The organism is Bacillus sp. RC51 (assembly GCF_044908115.1).
Taxonomy (GTDB): domain Bacteria; phylum Bacillota; class Bacilli; order Bacillales; family Bacillaceae_G; genus Bacillus_A; species Bacillus_A mycoides.
In genome coordinates, this window is the sequence record NZ_JBIYCW010000013.1 from 92,156 (window position 1) to 105,553 (window position 13,398).

The window sequence follows — 13,398 nt, forward strand, 5'->3', positions numbered from 1 at the left end:
TTTACAAAAAGCGGGATGGGGTATATATAAACAGGGGAAAGGACGTCTTCTTGAAAGGCGTCTTTTTGTTTCTTAGTATAGATAATTTCCACTATTAACGTAGTGCAAACTATCTATACTAAACATTAGCAATATTCCGTATAAACATTATCAATTTACTATATATTCCAGTGGTGTTAAGCTACATATGAAAGGCTTTCTTTTTCAAAATATTACCCCTAATAAAATTTTGAAGAAGTCAACTGTCTCCAAACTTGCCAGTAATGCTTAGAGAAAAAGCACTCAATTTGAGTGCTTTTTCTTATTGAAACATGCTATTTTTTTAGGCGATGTTCATAAAATAAAAGTAACGAAATGAAAGTAGGTGAAAAAATGCCGGCAGTCGTTGAAGGTGTTATTATTGAAAACTGTAACGGAACAATTAATTTAGGTGATAAATATAATGTGCATCCGATTGAAAAAACGAAAGCTTATAATGGATCGGGATCTTCAAATACCGGATTAAATGTGAGGACATTCAGTGGTATTAGTACGGCAGATGTAACGGATAACGATGTGTATGACCAAGTAATTCAATCTACGTTATAATTTTTATATGTAAAATTGCATAAAATGATGTGCTTGCCCTGTGATACAATTTAGTTGTGAGCTGTTAGTGATTCTTCTTTATCATAGTTGTTAGATTAGAAATGTAACATCTTATCGAAAATCATACGTAAAATAAAAAAGACACTTCGCTCGAAGTGTCTTTTTTATTTTAGTGATATCCTTTAGCAGAGTCTTTATGAATTTTATTTTTAAATATGCTGTAGCTCCAAAGCTGATATCCAATAACGATTGGTACCATGACGATTGCAACGAAAAACATAATTTTTAAGTTTAATTGACTACCAGCTGCGTTATATAACGTTGTACTGTATGCGTCGTTAATACGTGATGGTAACATTCTCGGGAACATACCTGCAAAACCAGTTGTCATAAACATTGCGATTGTTAAGCAAACGAATGTGAATGCAAGGCCGATTTTATGTTTGTACACCATAATAAGTGTGAGTACACTCATTAACATTGCAAGTACTGGAAGAATGAATAGTACAGGATATTCCGTGAAGTTTTGGAATAAATTTGTACGATTTGCAGTTGCGACATAGAAAATAGCTAAAATGATAGCAGCTGCCATTGAAAATGGTCTTGCGATTTTATAAGCACGATCAGATACTTCGCCAGTTGTTTTAATCATAATCCAAAGGGCACCAGATACGACGAATATAGCAGTGAAGAAAAGACCACCTAAAATACCATAATGGTTTAGTAAGCTAAGTAAAGTTCCTTCATAACCATCTTTTCCGATTTGCAGCCCGTAATACAGGTTAGCGAATGTAACGCCGAATAAGAAGGCGATTAGGAAACTACCACTTGTAAATGCCCATTTACAAGTTTTTTGCCAAATTGGTGAATCGTCTTTATGCATAAATTCAAGTCCAGCGGCACGAGCAAATAGTGCAAGTAATACTAAAAACAGTGGTGTATATAGGTAACTAAACATATTTGCATACGTGATTGGGAAGGCAGCAAATGTTGCACCACCAGCTGTAATTAACCATACTTCATTACCACCCCAGAATGGACCAATTGCTTCTTGTAATTGATTTCGTTCTTGTCGGTCTTTCGCAACGAATGGGAAAATCATCCCGTTACCGAGTGCGTAGCCATCAAGAATGAAGTAAACTGTCCAAATTACGCCCCATAAACCGAACCAGATAATTGCAAGCATATCATGAGACATGAGCTGTACCTCCTTCAGTAGCAGGTTCTTCTAATGCAGCGGGTCCTTTTTTCGCGAACTTCAGCATTAAGTATACATCTGCAATTAAGAGTAAAGTGTAGAACAATATTAAACTAATTAATGAGAACCAAATTTGTGGAACTGATATAGGTGACACGGATTCTGCTGTACGCATTAGTTTATAAACTGTCCATGGTTGACGACCTACTTCAGCAACAATCCAGCCAGCATTAATCGCAATGTATGGAAGTAAGACAGACCACATTGTAATTTTTAAATAACGTTTTGAGTTTTCTAGTTTTCCTTTTCGGTTTAAATAGAATCCATACCAAGTTAATGCCATAAAGAACATACCAAGTGCAACCATTAAGCGGAAGCTATAGTACACGAGGTTAACGTTTGGACGATCTTCTTTCGGAATATCTTTTAAACCAACAATTTCTCCATCAAATGAGTTTGTATAGAAGAAACTTCCGAGTTTTGGAATAGTAAGGAATTCAAAGTTCTTTTCATTTTTCACATCAGGAATTTGAATGATTGAGAAGCCTTGTCCTTTTCCAGTTTCCCAAACTGCTTCCATCGCAGCTCCTTTTGCTGGTTGATATTTAGCAGCTGATACACCGGATTGATGGCCCATAAATGGTGTAATTGTTGCGGCGAATAAACCTAACATTAAACCAAATTTAAATGATTTTTTGAAGAATTCCACTTCGTTTTTAAGTAGTAAGTGATATGCACTAATTGCCATAACGAAGAAAGCACCGACAATATAACAACCAATTACAGTATGGAAGAACATATTCCATGCATATGGATTTGTAACAAGAGCCCAGAAGTCATTTAATTCAGCGCGGCCATTACGTACTACATAGCCAACGGGGTTTTGCATAAAGCCGTTGGCTGTAATAATCCAAAGGGCAGAAATATTTGTTCCAAGTGCAACCATCCACATACAGAAAGCACGGAACTTTGGTGAGATTTTGTCTTTACCGAATAACCATATTCCCATGAAAGTAGATTCTAAGAAGAAGGCAACGAGTGCTTCGATTGCGAGAGGTGATCCGAAAATATCCCCCATATATTTGGAGTACTCAGACCAGTTTGTTCCAAATTGGAATTCCATCGTAATTCCGGTTATAATCCCCATTACGAAGTTAATTGTAAAAAGTTTTCCCCAGAAATTTGCCATTTTACGGTATGTTGGATTCAATGTGCGGGCGTATTGAGTTTCCATACATGCTACTAAAATAACAAGTCCGATTGTCAAAGGTACAAATAAAAAGTGATAAAAAATAGTAATTGCAAATTGAAAACGACTTAGTAACAGAACGTCGGACATAATAAATATTCACTCCTTTTTTACATTATCTACAATCAGTTTATAGTGAAAAAACGTTTAAAGTATGTGAGACTTGTTACAAAGGTGTGTGTATATTTTGAAAGAATTATGTCGATTATCTGAAAATATCCTATTTTTACTATAAAGCAATATCCTTTTTGAGTTTTTCAAATTTTGGTACACTATATATGTAGTGTAAATGAGAGAAAAGAGGGTTCTTTACTATGAAGTCATTAGAAGAGATTTTACAATACAATGAAAAATTTGTTGAAGAGAAAAAATACGAAGAGTATGAAACAGGGAAATTTCCAAACAAAAAGATGGTAATTATCTCTTGTATGGATACTCGTCTTGTTGAATTATTACCGAAAGCAATGAATATGCGTAACGGTGATGTGAAAATTATTAAAGTAGCAGGCGCTGTTATTTCACATCCGTTTGGAAGTATTATGCGTAGTATTTTAGTCGCTGTATATGAGCTTGGAGCTGACGAAGTATGTGTTGTCGGTCATCATGATTGTGGTATGGCAAAAATTCAAGCAAGCAGTACAATTGAGAAAATGAAAGAGCGCGGCGTAACAGAAGAGAAATTAGATACACTTCGTTATTCTGGAATCGATTTAGAAAGATTCCTACAAGGGTTCTCTAGTGTAGAAGAAAGTGTAGAACATAGTGTGTCAATACTTCGCAACCATCCGTTACTTCCGGAAGAAGTACCTGTTCACGGTCTTGTTATAGATCCTGACACAGGAAAATTAGATTTAGTTGTAAATGGTTACGAAAATTAAGAATTTACTTTGTCATCCTTTTTATCTGGGACAGGATCAAATCCTCCTGGATGGAAAGGGTGACATTTTAATATACGCTTACATGTAAGCCAAAATCCTTTGAAGGCACCGTGTTTTTGAAACGCTTCTAATCCATAATGAGAGCAAGTCGGATGAAAGCGGCACGTTGGCGGTGTCATCGGAGAAATGAACTTTTGATAAAAGCGTATAATACCGATAAAAATCTGTTTCATAATGGTCTCCTTTTCAGCATAGTCTTAAAGTATTATAGCACGACCGTACATAATTCTTTACTAATGTCGATTTCCGTTATATCATATTGGATATAACGGAATTAAATTAAAAGCGGGAGAGATGTTATATGCCATCAGTAGAAAGCTTTGAATTAGATCATACAATTGTAAAGGCGCCTTATGTAAGACATTGCGGAGTCCACAATGTAGGTAGTGACGGTATTGTAAATAAATTTGATATTCGTTTTTGCCAACCAAATAAACAAGCAATGAAACCAGATGTTATTCATACGTTAGAGCATTTATTAGCATTTAATTTACGTAAATATATTGATCGTTATCCGCATTTTGATATTATCGATATTTCACCAATGGGTTGCCAAACAGGATATTATCTTGTAGTAAGCGGAACACCGACTGTTCGAGAAATCATTGATTTATTAGAACTAACATTAAAAGATGCGGTTCAAATTACAGAAATTCCAGCTGCAAATGAAACACAATGTGGCCAAGCGAAGCTTCACGACTTAGAAGGAGCACAACGCTTAATGAACTTCTGGTTAAGCCAAGATAAAGATGAACTTGAGAAAGTGTTTGGATAAAGTGAAACTGCCTGTGAAAGGGCAGTTTTTTTATTTTGTTAAGAGAAAACTTGCTCTTTTTTTATGAAAGTATACTAGACACTCCAACATATAAAATAAAGACAGAACCGAGAAAATAAACAAAGGCTTTTGCTTTTTGCTGCTCTTTTATTTCATCAATTCCAAAAAGGATAAACATAATACTTAAAAGGATAAATACGAATGGTAAAAGTATAGAGAAGTTTGCAAAGAGGCTAAGTAGAGCGAGAATGAGAGCGATAGTAGCTATTATAATTCGAAAGTTTTTTAACATGAAATCCTCCTTAGTAGAAGTATTGTTATCGAGAAACAAGAATAAGAATGACAATAATTAAAGTAAAGACGCCAGAAAAGAAAGAGATTGTACTATTTACTTTATTTTGTTTCTGTTTTTCTTCTGCACTAATGATGAAAGTCATAATAGATAAGGCAATAAGCATATAGGGCATCGTAACAAGCGGATTTGCAAACATTCCATATAGAGCGAGAGCGATGACGATAAGAGCGGATATAATGCGAAATGGTTTTAGCATTGTATCACCCTCCATTTAAAAGATAGCAGATTATTTAACGAAATATTTCTGAGAAGCCAAGAAATAAAGCAGCAGCGCCAGCTATGAAAGCAAGTGTGCCACTAGATTGTCTCTGTTTCTTTATTTCTTCTAGACCCATAGTGAAAGCCATCAAGCCTAAGGAAATGAACATGTAAGGCATAATGTCTCTGTTGCCGCTGATAAAACTATAGATTGCTATAGATAAAGCGATAAGTGAAAAAGTAATTCGAACTCCTTTTAACATCAAGGACCCTCCTTCTATTTTATGTAGGTAATGATAAGAACAATCCAAATGAAAGCTCCAGCAACAATGCAAATAAATCCGGTTCCTGAATCCTTCTTTTTTATTTGCTCAATTGCGATGAGAAACATTAAAGCGCCTAATAGAAATTGTGAAAGTGGTAGAAAGTTATTTTGACCTGTATAGAGCCCAATTGCTGACATAATTATCACAGTGAGTGCGATTGCGATGCGAAGTATACGAGGCATACTATGATTCCTCCTTATTATTTTTCGGGTAAGGGTTATCTTCGGGCTTATCAACAGAATGTTTATCCCGCATTAACGGGCAGTAAAACTCCCACCTCAAAATTCGGATGGAGCAAAGAAGTTAGGTGGGAGATCAACTGCCCGTAAACGCCCGATTGGTGAAGGCTAATAATCAGTGGGGGATGAACAAAACCCCCACTGATTATAGTTTCACTTTATATGCGTAGCCTTTATTAATCGTCATGACGGAGAGTACTAATACGATCAGTACGATTATAATGCCGGTAATTAATATTTTGAGCATGAAATCCCTCCTTTTCTTTATTTTACATAATTTTGTAATTGATGAAAACAATAGAAATTAAAAGGATGAAAGAAGGGTGTTACATGGAGAATAAAAAAACATATTATATATCAGTTGGAAATGGTCAAATTTCGCAAGTGAAGACGGCGGATACGTATAATTTTGAAATTTATGCAAATGACGAAGAGATTACGGAGTTAAGAGAGTATTTTGATCAAGCGTATGAAGAGGACTTAGGTTCGTATGTACGCTCCCACGTTCCATTCGTTGAGTATCATCACGATTCGAATAATGATCGATATGATGAACAACTACAAAAAGCATATAAAATGATTTATGATTTAGGGAATCATGAAACGAAAGAATTAGTCGCGCAAATGGGAATAATCAATGGATTGTAATTGGATAATATTATGCAGAAAAGCGAGAATATGCTACAATTTGTGGTAGGAAAAACTTGTAATCATCAATAGGGGAGTAATGGCATGTACAAATTTAAAGATTATTACCACAACACTGTACAATTATCGTTTGAACGTTACCCATTTTCTCCTGAGCCAAAGCATGTTTGGGTTGTATGCCGGTACGGGGATCAATGGTTATTAACGCATCATTTACGCCGTGGTCTTGAATTTCCAGGTGGTAAAGTAGAACTCGGGGAGACACCGGAAGAAGCGGCAGTTCGAGAAGTTCATGAGGAAACCGGCGGCATAGTTTCTGATTTAACTTACTTAGGGCAATACAAAGTATCCGGAAAAGACAAAATAATCATTAAAAACATTTATTTTGCAACAATTAGTGCGGTAGAGCAACATACGCATTACGAAGAAACGAAAGGGTCTGTGTTATTAAAAGACATTCCTGATAATATTAAAACTGATAGAAAATTTAGCTTTATTATGCGCGATGATGTATTAGCGCGTACGATGAAACATATAGAAGAAATCGGCTGTTTTACGAAGTAAAGTGGCCGGTTTCTTTTTTTGTGTTCAAAATAAATGTAAATATATCTTTACATTTATTTTGGGTATATTATACAATTTTGTAAAGGTGTATTTACGTTTTAGGAGGGGAAAAGATGGATAAAAGAAAAGAAACGACTGTTGCGGTTTCGATGGTTAAATTAAATTTCTATGCATTTCTTATAATATTTGTTTTGGCATTTGGAATTAGTTTTTTACATGCGCTTTTTTCAGGCGAGTTTCAAATTGAAATTACATTGCCGATTATGTTTCTTTTGATTATTGGAATGATTATTCTCGTTTGTATTCATGAGGCAATACATTTAATTGGATTTCGCTATATCGGAGGTGTTCCGTGGAGTGAACTAAAATGGGGCGTCAATTGGAAATTAGGTGCTGCATATGCTCATTCTAAACAGGTGATTACAGTAAAGCAAATGAAGACAGTGTTAATGCTTCCGTTTTTACCAACTGGAATTTTACCAATTGTATTGGGATTAGCTATGAATCTGGAGCCACTCTCATTTTTAGGGATTCTACTAACAGCAGGTTGTATCGGTGACATTGCTTTATATAAAAAAGTTTCAAAGTTTCCAGATGATGCGCTAGTTAAAGATCATCCGAGTAAACCGCAGTTTACAGTTTATGAGTAAAGCAGTCCAAAGAACCTCTCTTCCGTAGAGTGGTTCTTTGGACTGCTTTATGTTTTTTTTATTTCCACCTCTAAAAACGAAAGCACCTCTAATAAATCATCCACCACACGTGGATGTTCAAAGTCACCCCAAAATAAATCTCTCTTCCAAACGCCAAGAATCCCTACTTGTTCAGAACCAAGCACATCATTTTCTGGATGGTCTCCAACGTAAAGGCATTCTTCTGCTTTTACGTTTAGCTTTTGTAAAGCACGTTCGAAAATCTCAGGGTGAGGCTTTTTAATTCCTTCCGCTTCTGAAACAAGAATCGTGTTTGTATACGTATGTATGTTTAGTGCTCGAAGGTTGTTCATTTGAAAATCAGTAAAGCCGTTTGTAATAATACCGATTTTAATGTTTTGCTGAGTTAGTTGTTGAAGTAATTCATGCATGTTTTGGAAAGAAATACAATGATGTTGGAAGTTTGTAATGTAGTCGTGCAGCAGTTGCTCTTGCGTTAAAGTGGTAATGTTGTATTCGCAAAGGAGAGTGGAATATACCTTATCTTTCCACGTGTAACCATTATTGTCGAGTTCGAGAAAACGAGAGCAATACTCGAATTTTTCTATGTTTATCAAATGAAAGGCGAAGCGATTATATTGATCACGAATAAATTGCTCTAAAGATTGACGACGATCTAATAGTGTTCCATCTAAGTCAAATAAGATTGCTCGAATCATGGGAAACCTCCATACAGTTTTTATAATTAATTATCGCATATTCGTTAAAAAATGATTATGATATTTTTGTAGAATGGAATAATGGAGGTGCGTATGAAGAAACTTTATGGCAAGTTAGTGTGTTTTATGATTTCAACGGGCTTAGTAGCTGGATGTGATATGTCGGAGCAAACTTCGAAAAGAGAGAAAAAAGATGTGTGCGAAACGACAGAAGAATGCACACAAATAGGTGATAAAACACTTCAAAAAGTATATAAAAAGATAGATGGACTTTCAGAACTTGAAGTACTAGAGGATTATGATTTAGAAGGACATTCAAGTAACGATATGAAAGAAGCAGAAATGAAAAAAAAGGATGATGAAAATTATTTCTTTTTAGCTTCTTATTATATTGATGGTGATGAAATTGTAGATCCTTATTTCGATAAACTAGATCGTAAACGATTGAATAAGGCTTTTGCGGAGGATAAGGACGCGAAAGAAGAAGTATTAAAGCAACGTCAAGATAGGGATTATCATGAATCGTTATGGGAGATGTATAGCACGCTTATTCCTGCTAAGTATCGCACTGACATAAAAGAGTTTGATATGGTAACAGATGGGTACGATGGAATTGTGGCTCATGTTATGCCGAGTATGGAGTATCCGAAAGAGTGGACCATTAGTTTAGATACGCTTGATTCTGCAGTAAATATCGATCAAGTGATGAAAACATTAATACATGAGACGGCTCACGTATTGACACTGGGACATAAACAAATACCAGTAAATGAAAAGTACTTAAAGGCTTTTGAAGAAGATAAAGATATTTCATCATACCAAAATAAATGTAAATCTCTTTTCTTACAAGAAGGATGTGCGAAGGAGAGCTCTTATATAAATCAATTTTATAATTCTTTCTGGAAACCAATTGACCAGGAGTGGACAGAAAAGAAAGTGGAAGAAAGCGAAGAAGCTCAAATTGAATTTTTTAAGGAAAAGCATGGTGAGTTTGTTTCACTGTATGGAACGACAAATGTAGCGGAGGATATTGCGGATACATTTACAGCGTTTATTTTACAAGATTCAAAAAAGGTGAAAGAAGGAACAGAATTAAAATATAAAAAAATTGCCTTCTTCTATCAATTCCCTGAGCTTGTAAAAATGAGAGCGGAAGTGTTAGCTGGATTATATGATGTTTCGAAAACGATAGAACAACCAAGTGGACATTAATGCGAATTATGTGTTCGATATATTTTAGCCAAGGGAAAACGTGAAGAATTGTAGTTCTTTGCGTTTCTTTATATTGATAAAATTGAAAATTCTGTCTTTTTTTAAAAAAGAAGAAGGAACTGAATCATTAAAATAGAATTAGTATAAAAACGTCACAAATTAGACACAATTATAATGCGCATAGTATAGGGGCTATAAGTTTACTCTCGAGGAGGTAATGAAACGTATGAAAACGATTCTTGCTGTTGCTGGTCTCATTTGGGTAATGTCTCACGGTTTTCCGATTTTTGAAGGGGAGCAAATTCGTAGTGCATTAAATAAAGAGTTTAATGATTATCATATTATTGATCGAAAAGATAATGTCGTTACGGTGCGTGTGAAAGATTGTTTCCATACAGTTACGGTTGCTAATGGGAATGTTACAGATGATTCGAAAATGTGTGATAAAAGGTAGAAGAAAGAAGCTGACTCTAGCGTATCGCCCTAAGTCAGCTTTTTTTTCGTTTTCCAATAAGGAGTTTTTCAAATGCCTCGACAAATACATACATAAGAGTTGCGAGGACACAAGTGAGCAATACACTGAGTAAGACGAGTGTGAAGTTAAAGACTTGGAATCCGTAGCTAATTAAATAGCCAAGCCCTTGTTTAGAAACGAGGAGTTCCCCGAAAATAACACCGACCCATGATAAGCCAACATTCACTTTTAACGTTGAAATAATTGCAGGGAAAGATGAAGGGAGAATAACGTGCTTATAGCATTGCCATTTATTTGCGCCAAATGTGTCCATGACCTTAATATAGTTGGAATCGACTTCTTGAAATGCGCTGTAAATAACGAGAATGGTAATGATGATGGAGATGATTACCCCCATTGCAATAGAGGATGAAATATTTGGACCGAAAATAACAATGATGATTGGACCGAGTGCAACTTTTGGCATTGCATTTAGGACGACGAGATAAGGATCAAGTACGCGGGCCAAAAGTGGCATCCACCAAAGGAGAGTAGCAATAATAGCTCCGAGTATAGTTCCGAGAATGAAGCCTACTCCTGTTTCAAGTAATGTCGTCCATATGTGGACCCAAAGTGAACCGTCAATCCATTTCGTTAAAAAGAGATCCCAAATACTTGAAGGAGAGCTAAAGAGTAAAGGATCAATCCATTCTTTTTTACTAGCTATTTCCCATAGTGCAAAGAAAAGAACAAGAAGTACAAGTTGTAAAGAGCGAGCTAACCATGCATGTTGTCTTTCTTTTTTTCGAAACTGTTCATGTAGTTGTTTTATATTATCCAAGTCGTTCCAGCTCCTTCCATATTTCTTGGAAGAGGGATGGGAAGTCATGGTGGTGGCGTGCTTCTAACGGCGATAAGGAACGGATACTTTCTGGGACGATGAATGTTTTTGCAATTTTTCCAGGGTTCGCCTGCAGCAAATAAATACGATCACTCATCGCAATTGCTTCTTCAATATCATGTGTCACAAGTAGGGATGTTTTCTTATAGTTACGTAGTAATGTGAAGACGAGATCTTCTAGTTTTAATTTTGTTTGATAATCAAGAGCGGAAAATGGTTCATCTAACAATAAAATTTTTGGGTCGGTCGCTAATGTTCGAACGAGTGCAGCACGTTGGCGCATACCACCGGATAGTTCACGAGGGTATTGCTGTTCTATATCATATAGGCCGACTTGTTTTAAAAGCTTTAATGTATGTTCTTTCGTATTTTCATCATAAACCTTCCGAATATGAAGTCCGAGCATAATATTTTCTTCAATTGTTTTCCACGGAAACAAGTAATCTTGCTGGAGCATATAGCCCATAGAGGGGGTCTTAGTTGTAATCGGTTCACCATCTAAAAATACGATACCTTCAATTGGATCGAGTAGACCTGCGATGATGGAGAGGAGCGTTGTTTTTCCGCAACCACTTGGACCAAGGATTGAAATAAATTCGCCTTCGTCTACTTGCAAACTCATATCTTCAAGAATAAGTTTGGCATTTTCTTTTGCAAAAAAGCAGTGAGAAACGTTACGTATTTGTAAAAAGCTCATACACTTCGCCTCTATTTCTTAATAACGCTTTCGGCAATTTTTGTATTGACGAGCGCTTCATGTGGAACTTCTTTTTGTAATTCACCAGATTCTTTCATAATCGTTTGGAGTTGTTTCCATTCTGCCTCATCTAATAATGGATTTGTCGCATATGAATGTTGTTTTTTGTAGCGTTCAATTACTTTTACTGAAATGTCTTTTGAAGTGTCTTTAAATAGTGGTGAAACGGCATCGGCAATCTCTTCTGGACTATGTGTATCAACCCATTGCTGCGCTTTATATAGTGCGCGCGTGAATTTTTCTGCAGCAGCTTTATCTTTCTTTAAGAAACTTTCTTTTGCCATAAACGTTGTATAAGGGACAGTACCAGATTCAGCTCCGAAAGACGCGACGATATAACCTTTTCCTTCTTTTTCAAGTATACTTGCAGTCGGTTCAAAGAGCTGTACAAATTCTCCCGTACCAGATGCAAAGGCATTTGCAATATTAGCAAACTCGATATTTTGAATTAAGTTCGTATCTTTGCGAGGGTCAATACCATTTTTCTTTAAAACGTATTCACCAACCATTTGCGGCATGCCGCCTTTACGCTGTCCTAAAAACGTAACGCCTTTTACGTCGTTCCAATTAAAAGAGTCTAATTTTTTACGGGAAACTAAAAATGTGCCATCTGTTTGTGTAAGCTGCGCAAAATTAATGACAGGATCTTTTGCTCCTTGTTGATGAACATAAATAGACGTTTCTGAACCAACGAGAGCAATATCAATTCCGCCAGATAAAAGGGTGGTCATCGTTTTATCTCCGCCAGCTGTTGTTTGTAAGTCAATATTTAAGCCTTCATCTTTAAAAAATCCTTTTTCCATTCCAACATATAATGGTGCGTAGAAAAGAGAGTGTGTAACTTCGCCAACGCGAATTTTTTGAGCTTGTTCTTTCGTACTTTCCTTTGTACTACTACAAGCAGCGAATGTGAAAACAGCTAGTAACATGATGCAAAAAACGGTTATTAATTTTTTCACTATATGACACCTCCTAGAAGTCAATCTACAAGCATAATATGTAGGTAAGTGCCCATATGTGAGTATATATAGCAGGAATTTTTTGGGTAGTAAAGAAGTACAAATATAAGGGGTGATAAAATGGATTACGAATACGATGATAGCGTACATTTACATCTTGATTATTTCGGAACTGAATGTGATATGGAATCGATTGCTTATAAGAGGAAGCATGAAGACGTGTGGGATGTGTATTTTAATTTTGGAGTATACGGTCTTCAGAAAGAGGAGATAGAGACAGGTCGGTTTATGGACGAATATGCTGGTTATTACGTTTTTTCTGTACATGCTCGTGATTTGAGCTGGGAGTTTGGAAGTGCTCAGTTTGAGGAATGGATTTTGAAGAACCATATAGTAGAAAGAACGCTTCAAAAATAGGGAGGAATTTTGTGTTTGAATTTCTCATCTTATTGCTTATTTGCGTAATTGGAATTTACATCATGCAAGTGCTCACTTACCGATTCGCAAAGAAAAATATTCATAAATATAAGGAAATGAAATGGATGCATATGTGGCTAGACATGACTATGAAAAAGGGTCCGAGATTAGATTTGTTTGATTTTGTACTTATAGTAATCGTAAGTATCATATGGAAAATATGGATGCTTCCTCTTGTATAGTAAACATGC

Annotated in this window: 21 protein-coding genes and 1 pseudogene; 10 read left to right on the plus strand and 12 right to left on the minus strand. The window is 35.8% G+C overall.

Annotated features, from left to right (window positions below; all coding sequences use genetic code 11):
• Positions 1 to 354: 354 nt before the first annotated feature.
• A complete protein-coding gene (locus tag ABH959_RS22570) occupies positions 355 to 588 on the plus strand; it encodes a spore germination protein (protein WP_088040298.1) in 234 nt (77 codons plus the stop codon).
• 169 nt (positions 589 to 757) lie between these two features.
• On the opposite strand, the gene cydB is transcribed toward ABH959_RS22570, so the two are convergent.
• Both cydB and cydA read right to left on the minus strand, forming a co-directional pair.
• Complete coding sequence (gene cydB, locus ABH959_RS22575) at positions 758 to 1,786, minus strand: cytochrome d ubiquinol oxidase subunit II (RefSeq protein ID WP_404493186.1); 1,029 nt, start codon at positions 1,784 to 1,786, stop codon at positions 758 to 760.
• Entirely contained in the window at positions 1,776 to 3,125 is a 1,350-nt protein-coding gene (cydA, locus tag ABH959_RS22580) for a cytochrome ubiquinol oxidase subunit I (protein ID WP_404493187.1), read from the minus strand. Before cydA ends, cydB begins: the two co-directional genes overlap by 11 nt.
• 224 nt (positions 3,126 to 3,349) lie before the next feature.
• On the opposite strand from cydA, the gene ABH959_RS22585 reads away from it, so the two are divergent.
• Entirely contained in the window at positions 3,350 to 3,913 is a 564-nt protein-coding gene (locus ABH959_RS22585; RefSeq protein ID WP_002089163.1) for a beta-class carbonic anhydrase, read from the plus strand.
• Here the strand turns inward: ABH959_RS22585 and yidD are convergent.
• Positions 3,910 to 4,146, minus strand: coding sequence for a membrane protein insertion efficiency factor YidD (gene yidD, locus ABH959_RS22590; RefSeq protein ID WP_002112460.1), 237 nt, complete (start codon positions 4,144 to 4,146; stop codon positions 3,910 to 3,912). The genes ABH959_RS22585 and yidD overlap by 4 nt on opposite strands.
• Positions 4,147 to 4,274: 128 nt before the next feature.
• Here yidD and luxS point away from each other — a divergent pair, with 128 nt between their 5' ends.
• Complete coding sequence (gene luxS / locus ABH959_RS22595) at positions 4,275 to 4,748, plus strand: S-ribosylhomocysteine lyase LuxS (protein WP_001141371.1); 474 nt, start codon at positions 4,275 to 4,277, stop codon at positions 4,746 to 4,748.
• A 61-nt stretch (positions 4,749 to 4,809) separates the two neighbouring features.
• Here luxS and ABH959_RS22600 read toward each other — a convergent pair whose 3' ends face one another.
• From ABH959_RS22600 to ytzI, 5 genes and pseudogenes are all read right to left on the minus strand, one after another.
• Positions 4,810 to 5,040, minus strand: a complete 231-nt coding sequence (locus ABH959_RS22600; protein ID WP_113938170.1) for a YczI family protein — start codon at positions 5,038 to 5,040, stop codon at positions 4,810 to 4,812.
• A 25-nt stretch (positions 5,041 to 5,065) separates the two neighbouring features.
• The gene (locus tag ABH959_RS22605; RefSeq protein ID WP_113938169.1) at positions 5,066 to 5,299 is read right to left on the minus strand and encodes a hypothetical protein; all 234 of its coding nucleotides are present in this window, start codon (positions 5,297 to 5,299) and stop codon (positions 5,066 to 5,068) included.
• A 34-nt stretch (positions 5,300 to 5,333) separates the two neighbouring features.
• A complete protein-coding gene (locus ABH959_RS22610; RefSeq protein ID WP_113938168.1) occupies positions 5,334 to 5,564 on the minus strand; it encodes a YczI family protein in 231 nt (76 codons plus the stop codon).
• Positions 5,565 to 5,578: 14 nt separating this feature from the next.
• Positions 5,579 to 5,809 (minus strand): YczI family protein, encoded by a 231-nt coding sequence (locus tag ABH959_RS22615; protein WP_113938167.1) that lies wholly within the window; start codon positions 5,807 to 5,809, stop codon positions 5,579 to 5,581.
• A 214-nt stretch (positions 5,810 to 6,023) separates the two neighbouring features.
• Positions 6,024 to 6,113: pseudogene (gene ytzI, locus ABH959_RS22620) on the minus strand (YtzI protein); the annotation flags it as partial.
• An 83-nt stretch (positions 6,114 to 6,196) separates the two neighbouring features.
• Between ytzI and ABH959_RS22625 the strand changes: the two are divergent.
• The 3 genes from ABH959_RS22625 (at position 6,197) to ABH959_RS22635 (ending at position 7,728) form a co-directional block, all read left to right on the plus strand.
• Entirely contained in the window at positions 6,197 to 6,514 is a 318-nt protein-coding gene (locus ABH959_RS22625) for a hypothetical protein (protein ID WP_002089150.1), read from the plus strand.
• An 84-nt stretch (positions 6,515 to 6,598) separates the two neighbouring features.
• Positions 6,599 to 7,078 (plus strand): antimutator 8-oxo-(dGTP/GTP)ase, encoded by a 480-nt coding sequence (gene mutTA, locus ABH959_RS22630; RefSeq protein WP_002015736.1) that lies wholly within the window; start codon positions 6,599 to 6,601, stop codon positions 7,076 to 7,078.
• A 113-nt stretch (positions 7,079 to 7,191) separates the two neighbouring features.
• The gene (locus ABH959_RS22635; protein ID WP_113938165.1) at positions 7,192 to 7,728 is read left to right on the plus strand and encodes a DUF3267 domain-containing protein; all 537 of its coding nucleotides are present in this window, start codon (positions 7,192 to 7,194) and stop codon (positions 7,726 to 7,728) included.
• Between the two features lie 47 nt (positions 7,729 to 7,775).
• Here ABH959_RS22635 and ABH959_RS22640 read toward each other — a convergent pair whose 3' ends face one another.
• On the minus strand, positions 7,776 to 8,447 hold the full coding sequence (locus ABH959_RS22640) for an HAD family hydrolase (protein ID WP_113938164.1): 672 nt from the start codon (positions 8,445 to 8,447) through the stop codon (positions 7,776 to 7,778).
• 93 nt (positions 8,448 to 8,540) lie between these two features.
• On the opposite strand from ABH959_RS22640, the gene ABH959_RS22645 reads away from it, so the two are divergent.
• Together ABH959_RS22645 and ABH959_RS22650 are read left to right on the plus strand one after the other, a co-directional pair.
• A complete protein-coding gene (locus ABH959_RS22645; RefSeq protein ID WP_113938163.1) occupies positions 8,541 to 9,659 on the plus strand; it encodes a recombinase family protein in 1,119 nt (372 codons plus the stop codon).
• 226 nt (positions 9,660 to 9,885) lie between these two features.
• Positions 9,886 to 10,113 carry a hypothetical protein gene (locus ABH959_RS22650; protein ID WP_002089142.1) on the plus strand — a complete coding sequence of 76 codons (228 nt, stop codon included), beginning with the start codon at positions 9,886 to 9,888 and terminating at the stop codon, positions 10,111 to 10,113.
• Between the two features lie 34 nt (positions 10,114 to 10,147).
• On the opposite strand, the gene ABH959_RS22655 is transcribed toward ABH959_RS22650, so the two are convergent.
• Genes ABH959_RS22655 through ABH959_RS22665 form a run of 3 tightly spaced genes read right to left on the minus strand, consistent with a single transcriptional unit; the run spans position 10,148 to position 12,730 of the window.
• Complete coding sequence (locus tag ABH959_RS22655; protein ID WP_002089141.1) at positions 10,148 to 10,954, minus strand: ABC transporter permease; 807 nt, start codon at positions 10,952 to 10,954, stop codon at positions 10,148 to 10,150.
• Complete coding sequence (locus tag ABH959_RS22660) at positions 10,947 to 11,711, minus strand: ABC transporter ATP-binding protein (protein WP_016102906.1); 765 nt, start codon at positions 11,709 to 11,711, stop codon at positions 10,947 to 10,949. Before ABH959_RS22660 ends, ABH959_RS22655 begins: the two co-directional genes overlap by 8 nt.
• Positions 11,712 to 11,722: 11 nt before the next feature.
• Complete coding sequence (locus ABH959_RS22665) at positions 11,723 to 12,730, minus strand: ABC transporter substrate-binding protein (protein ID WP_113938162.1); 1,008 nt, start codon at positions 12,728 to 12,730, stop codon at positions 11,723 to 11,725.
• Between the two features lie 120 nt (positions 12,731 to 12,850).
• Here ABH959_RS22665 and ABH959_RS22670 point away from each other — a divergent pair, with 120 nt between their 5' ends.
• Complete coding sequence (locus ABH959_RS22670) at positions 12,851 to 13,147, plus strand: DUF3986 family protein (protein ID WP_113938161.1); 297 nt, start codon at positions 12,851 to 12,853, stop codon at positions 13,145 to 13,147.
• An 11-nt stretch (positions 13,148 to 13,158) separates the two neighbouring features.
• Positions 13,159 to 13,389: a hypothetical protein gene (locus tag ABH959_RS22675; RefSeq protein WP_113938160.1), complete on the plus strand. Its 231-nt coding sequence runs from the start codon at positions 13,159 to 13,161 to the stop codon at positions 13,387 to 13,389.
• Positions 13,390 to 13,398: the final 9 nt, after the last annotated feature.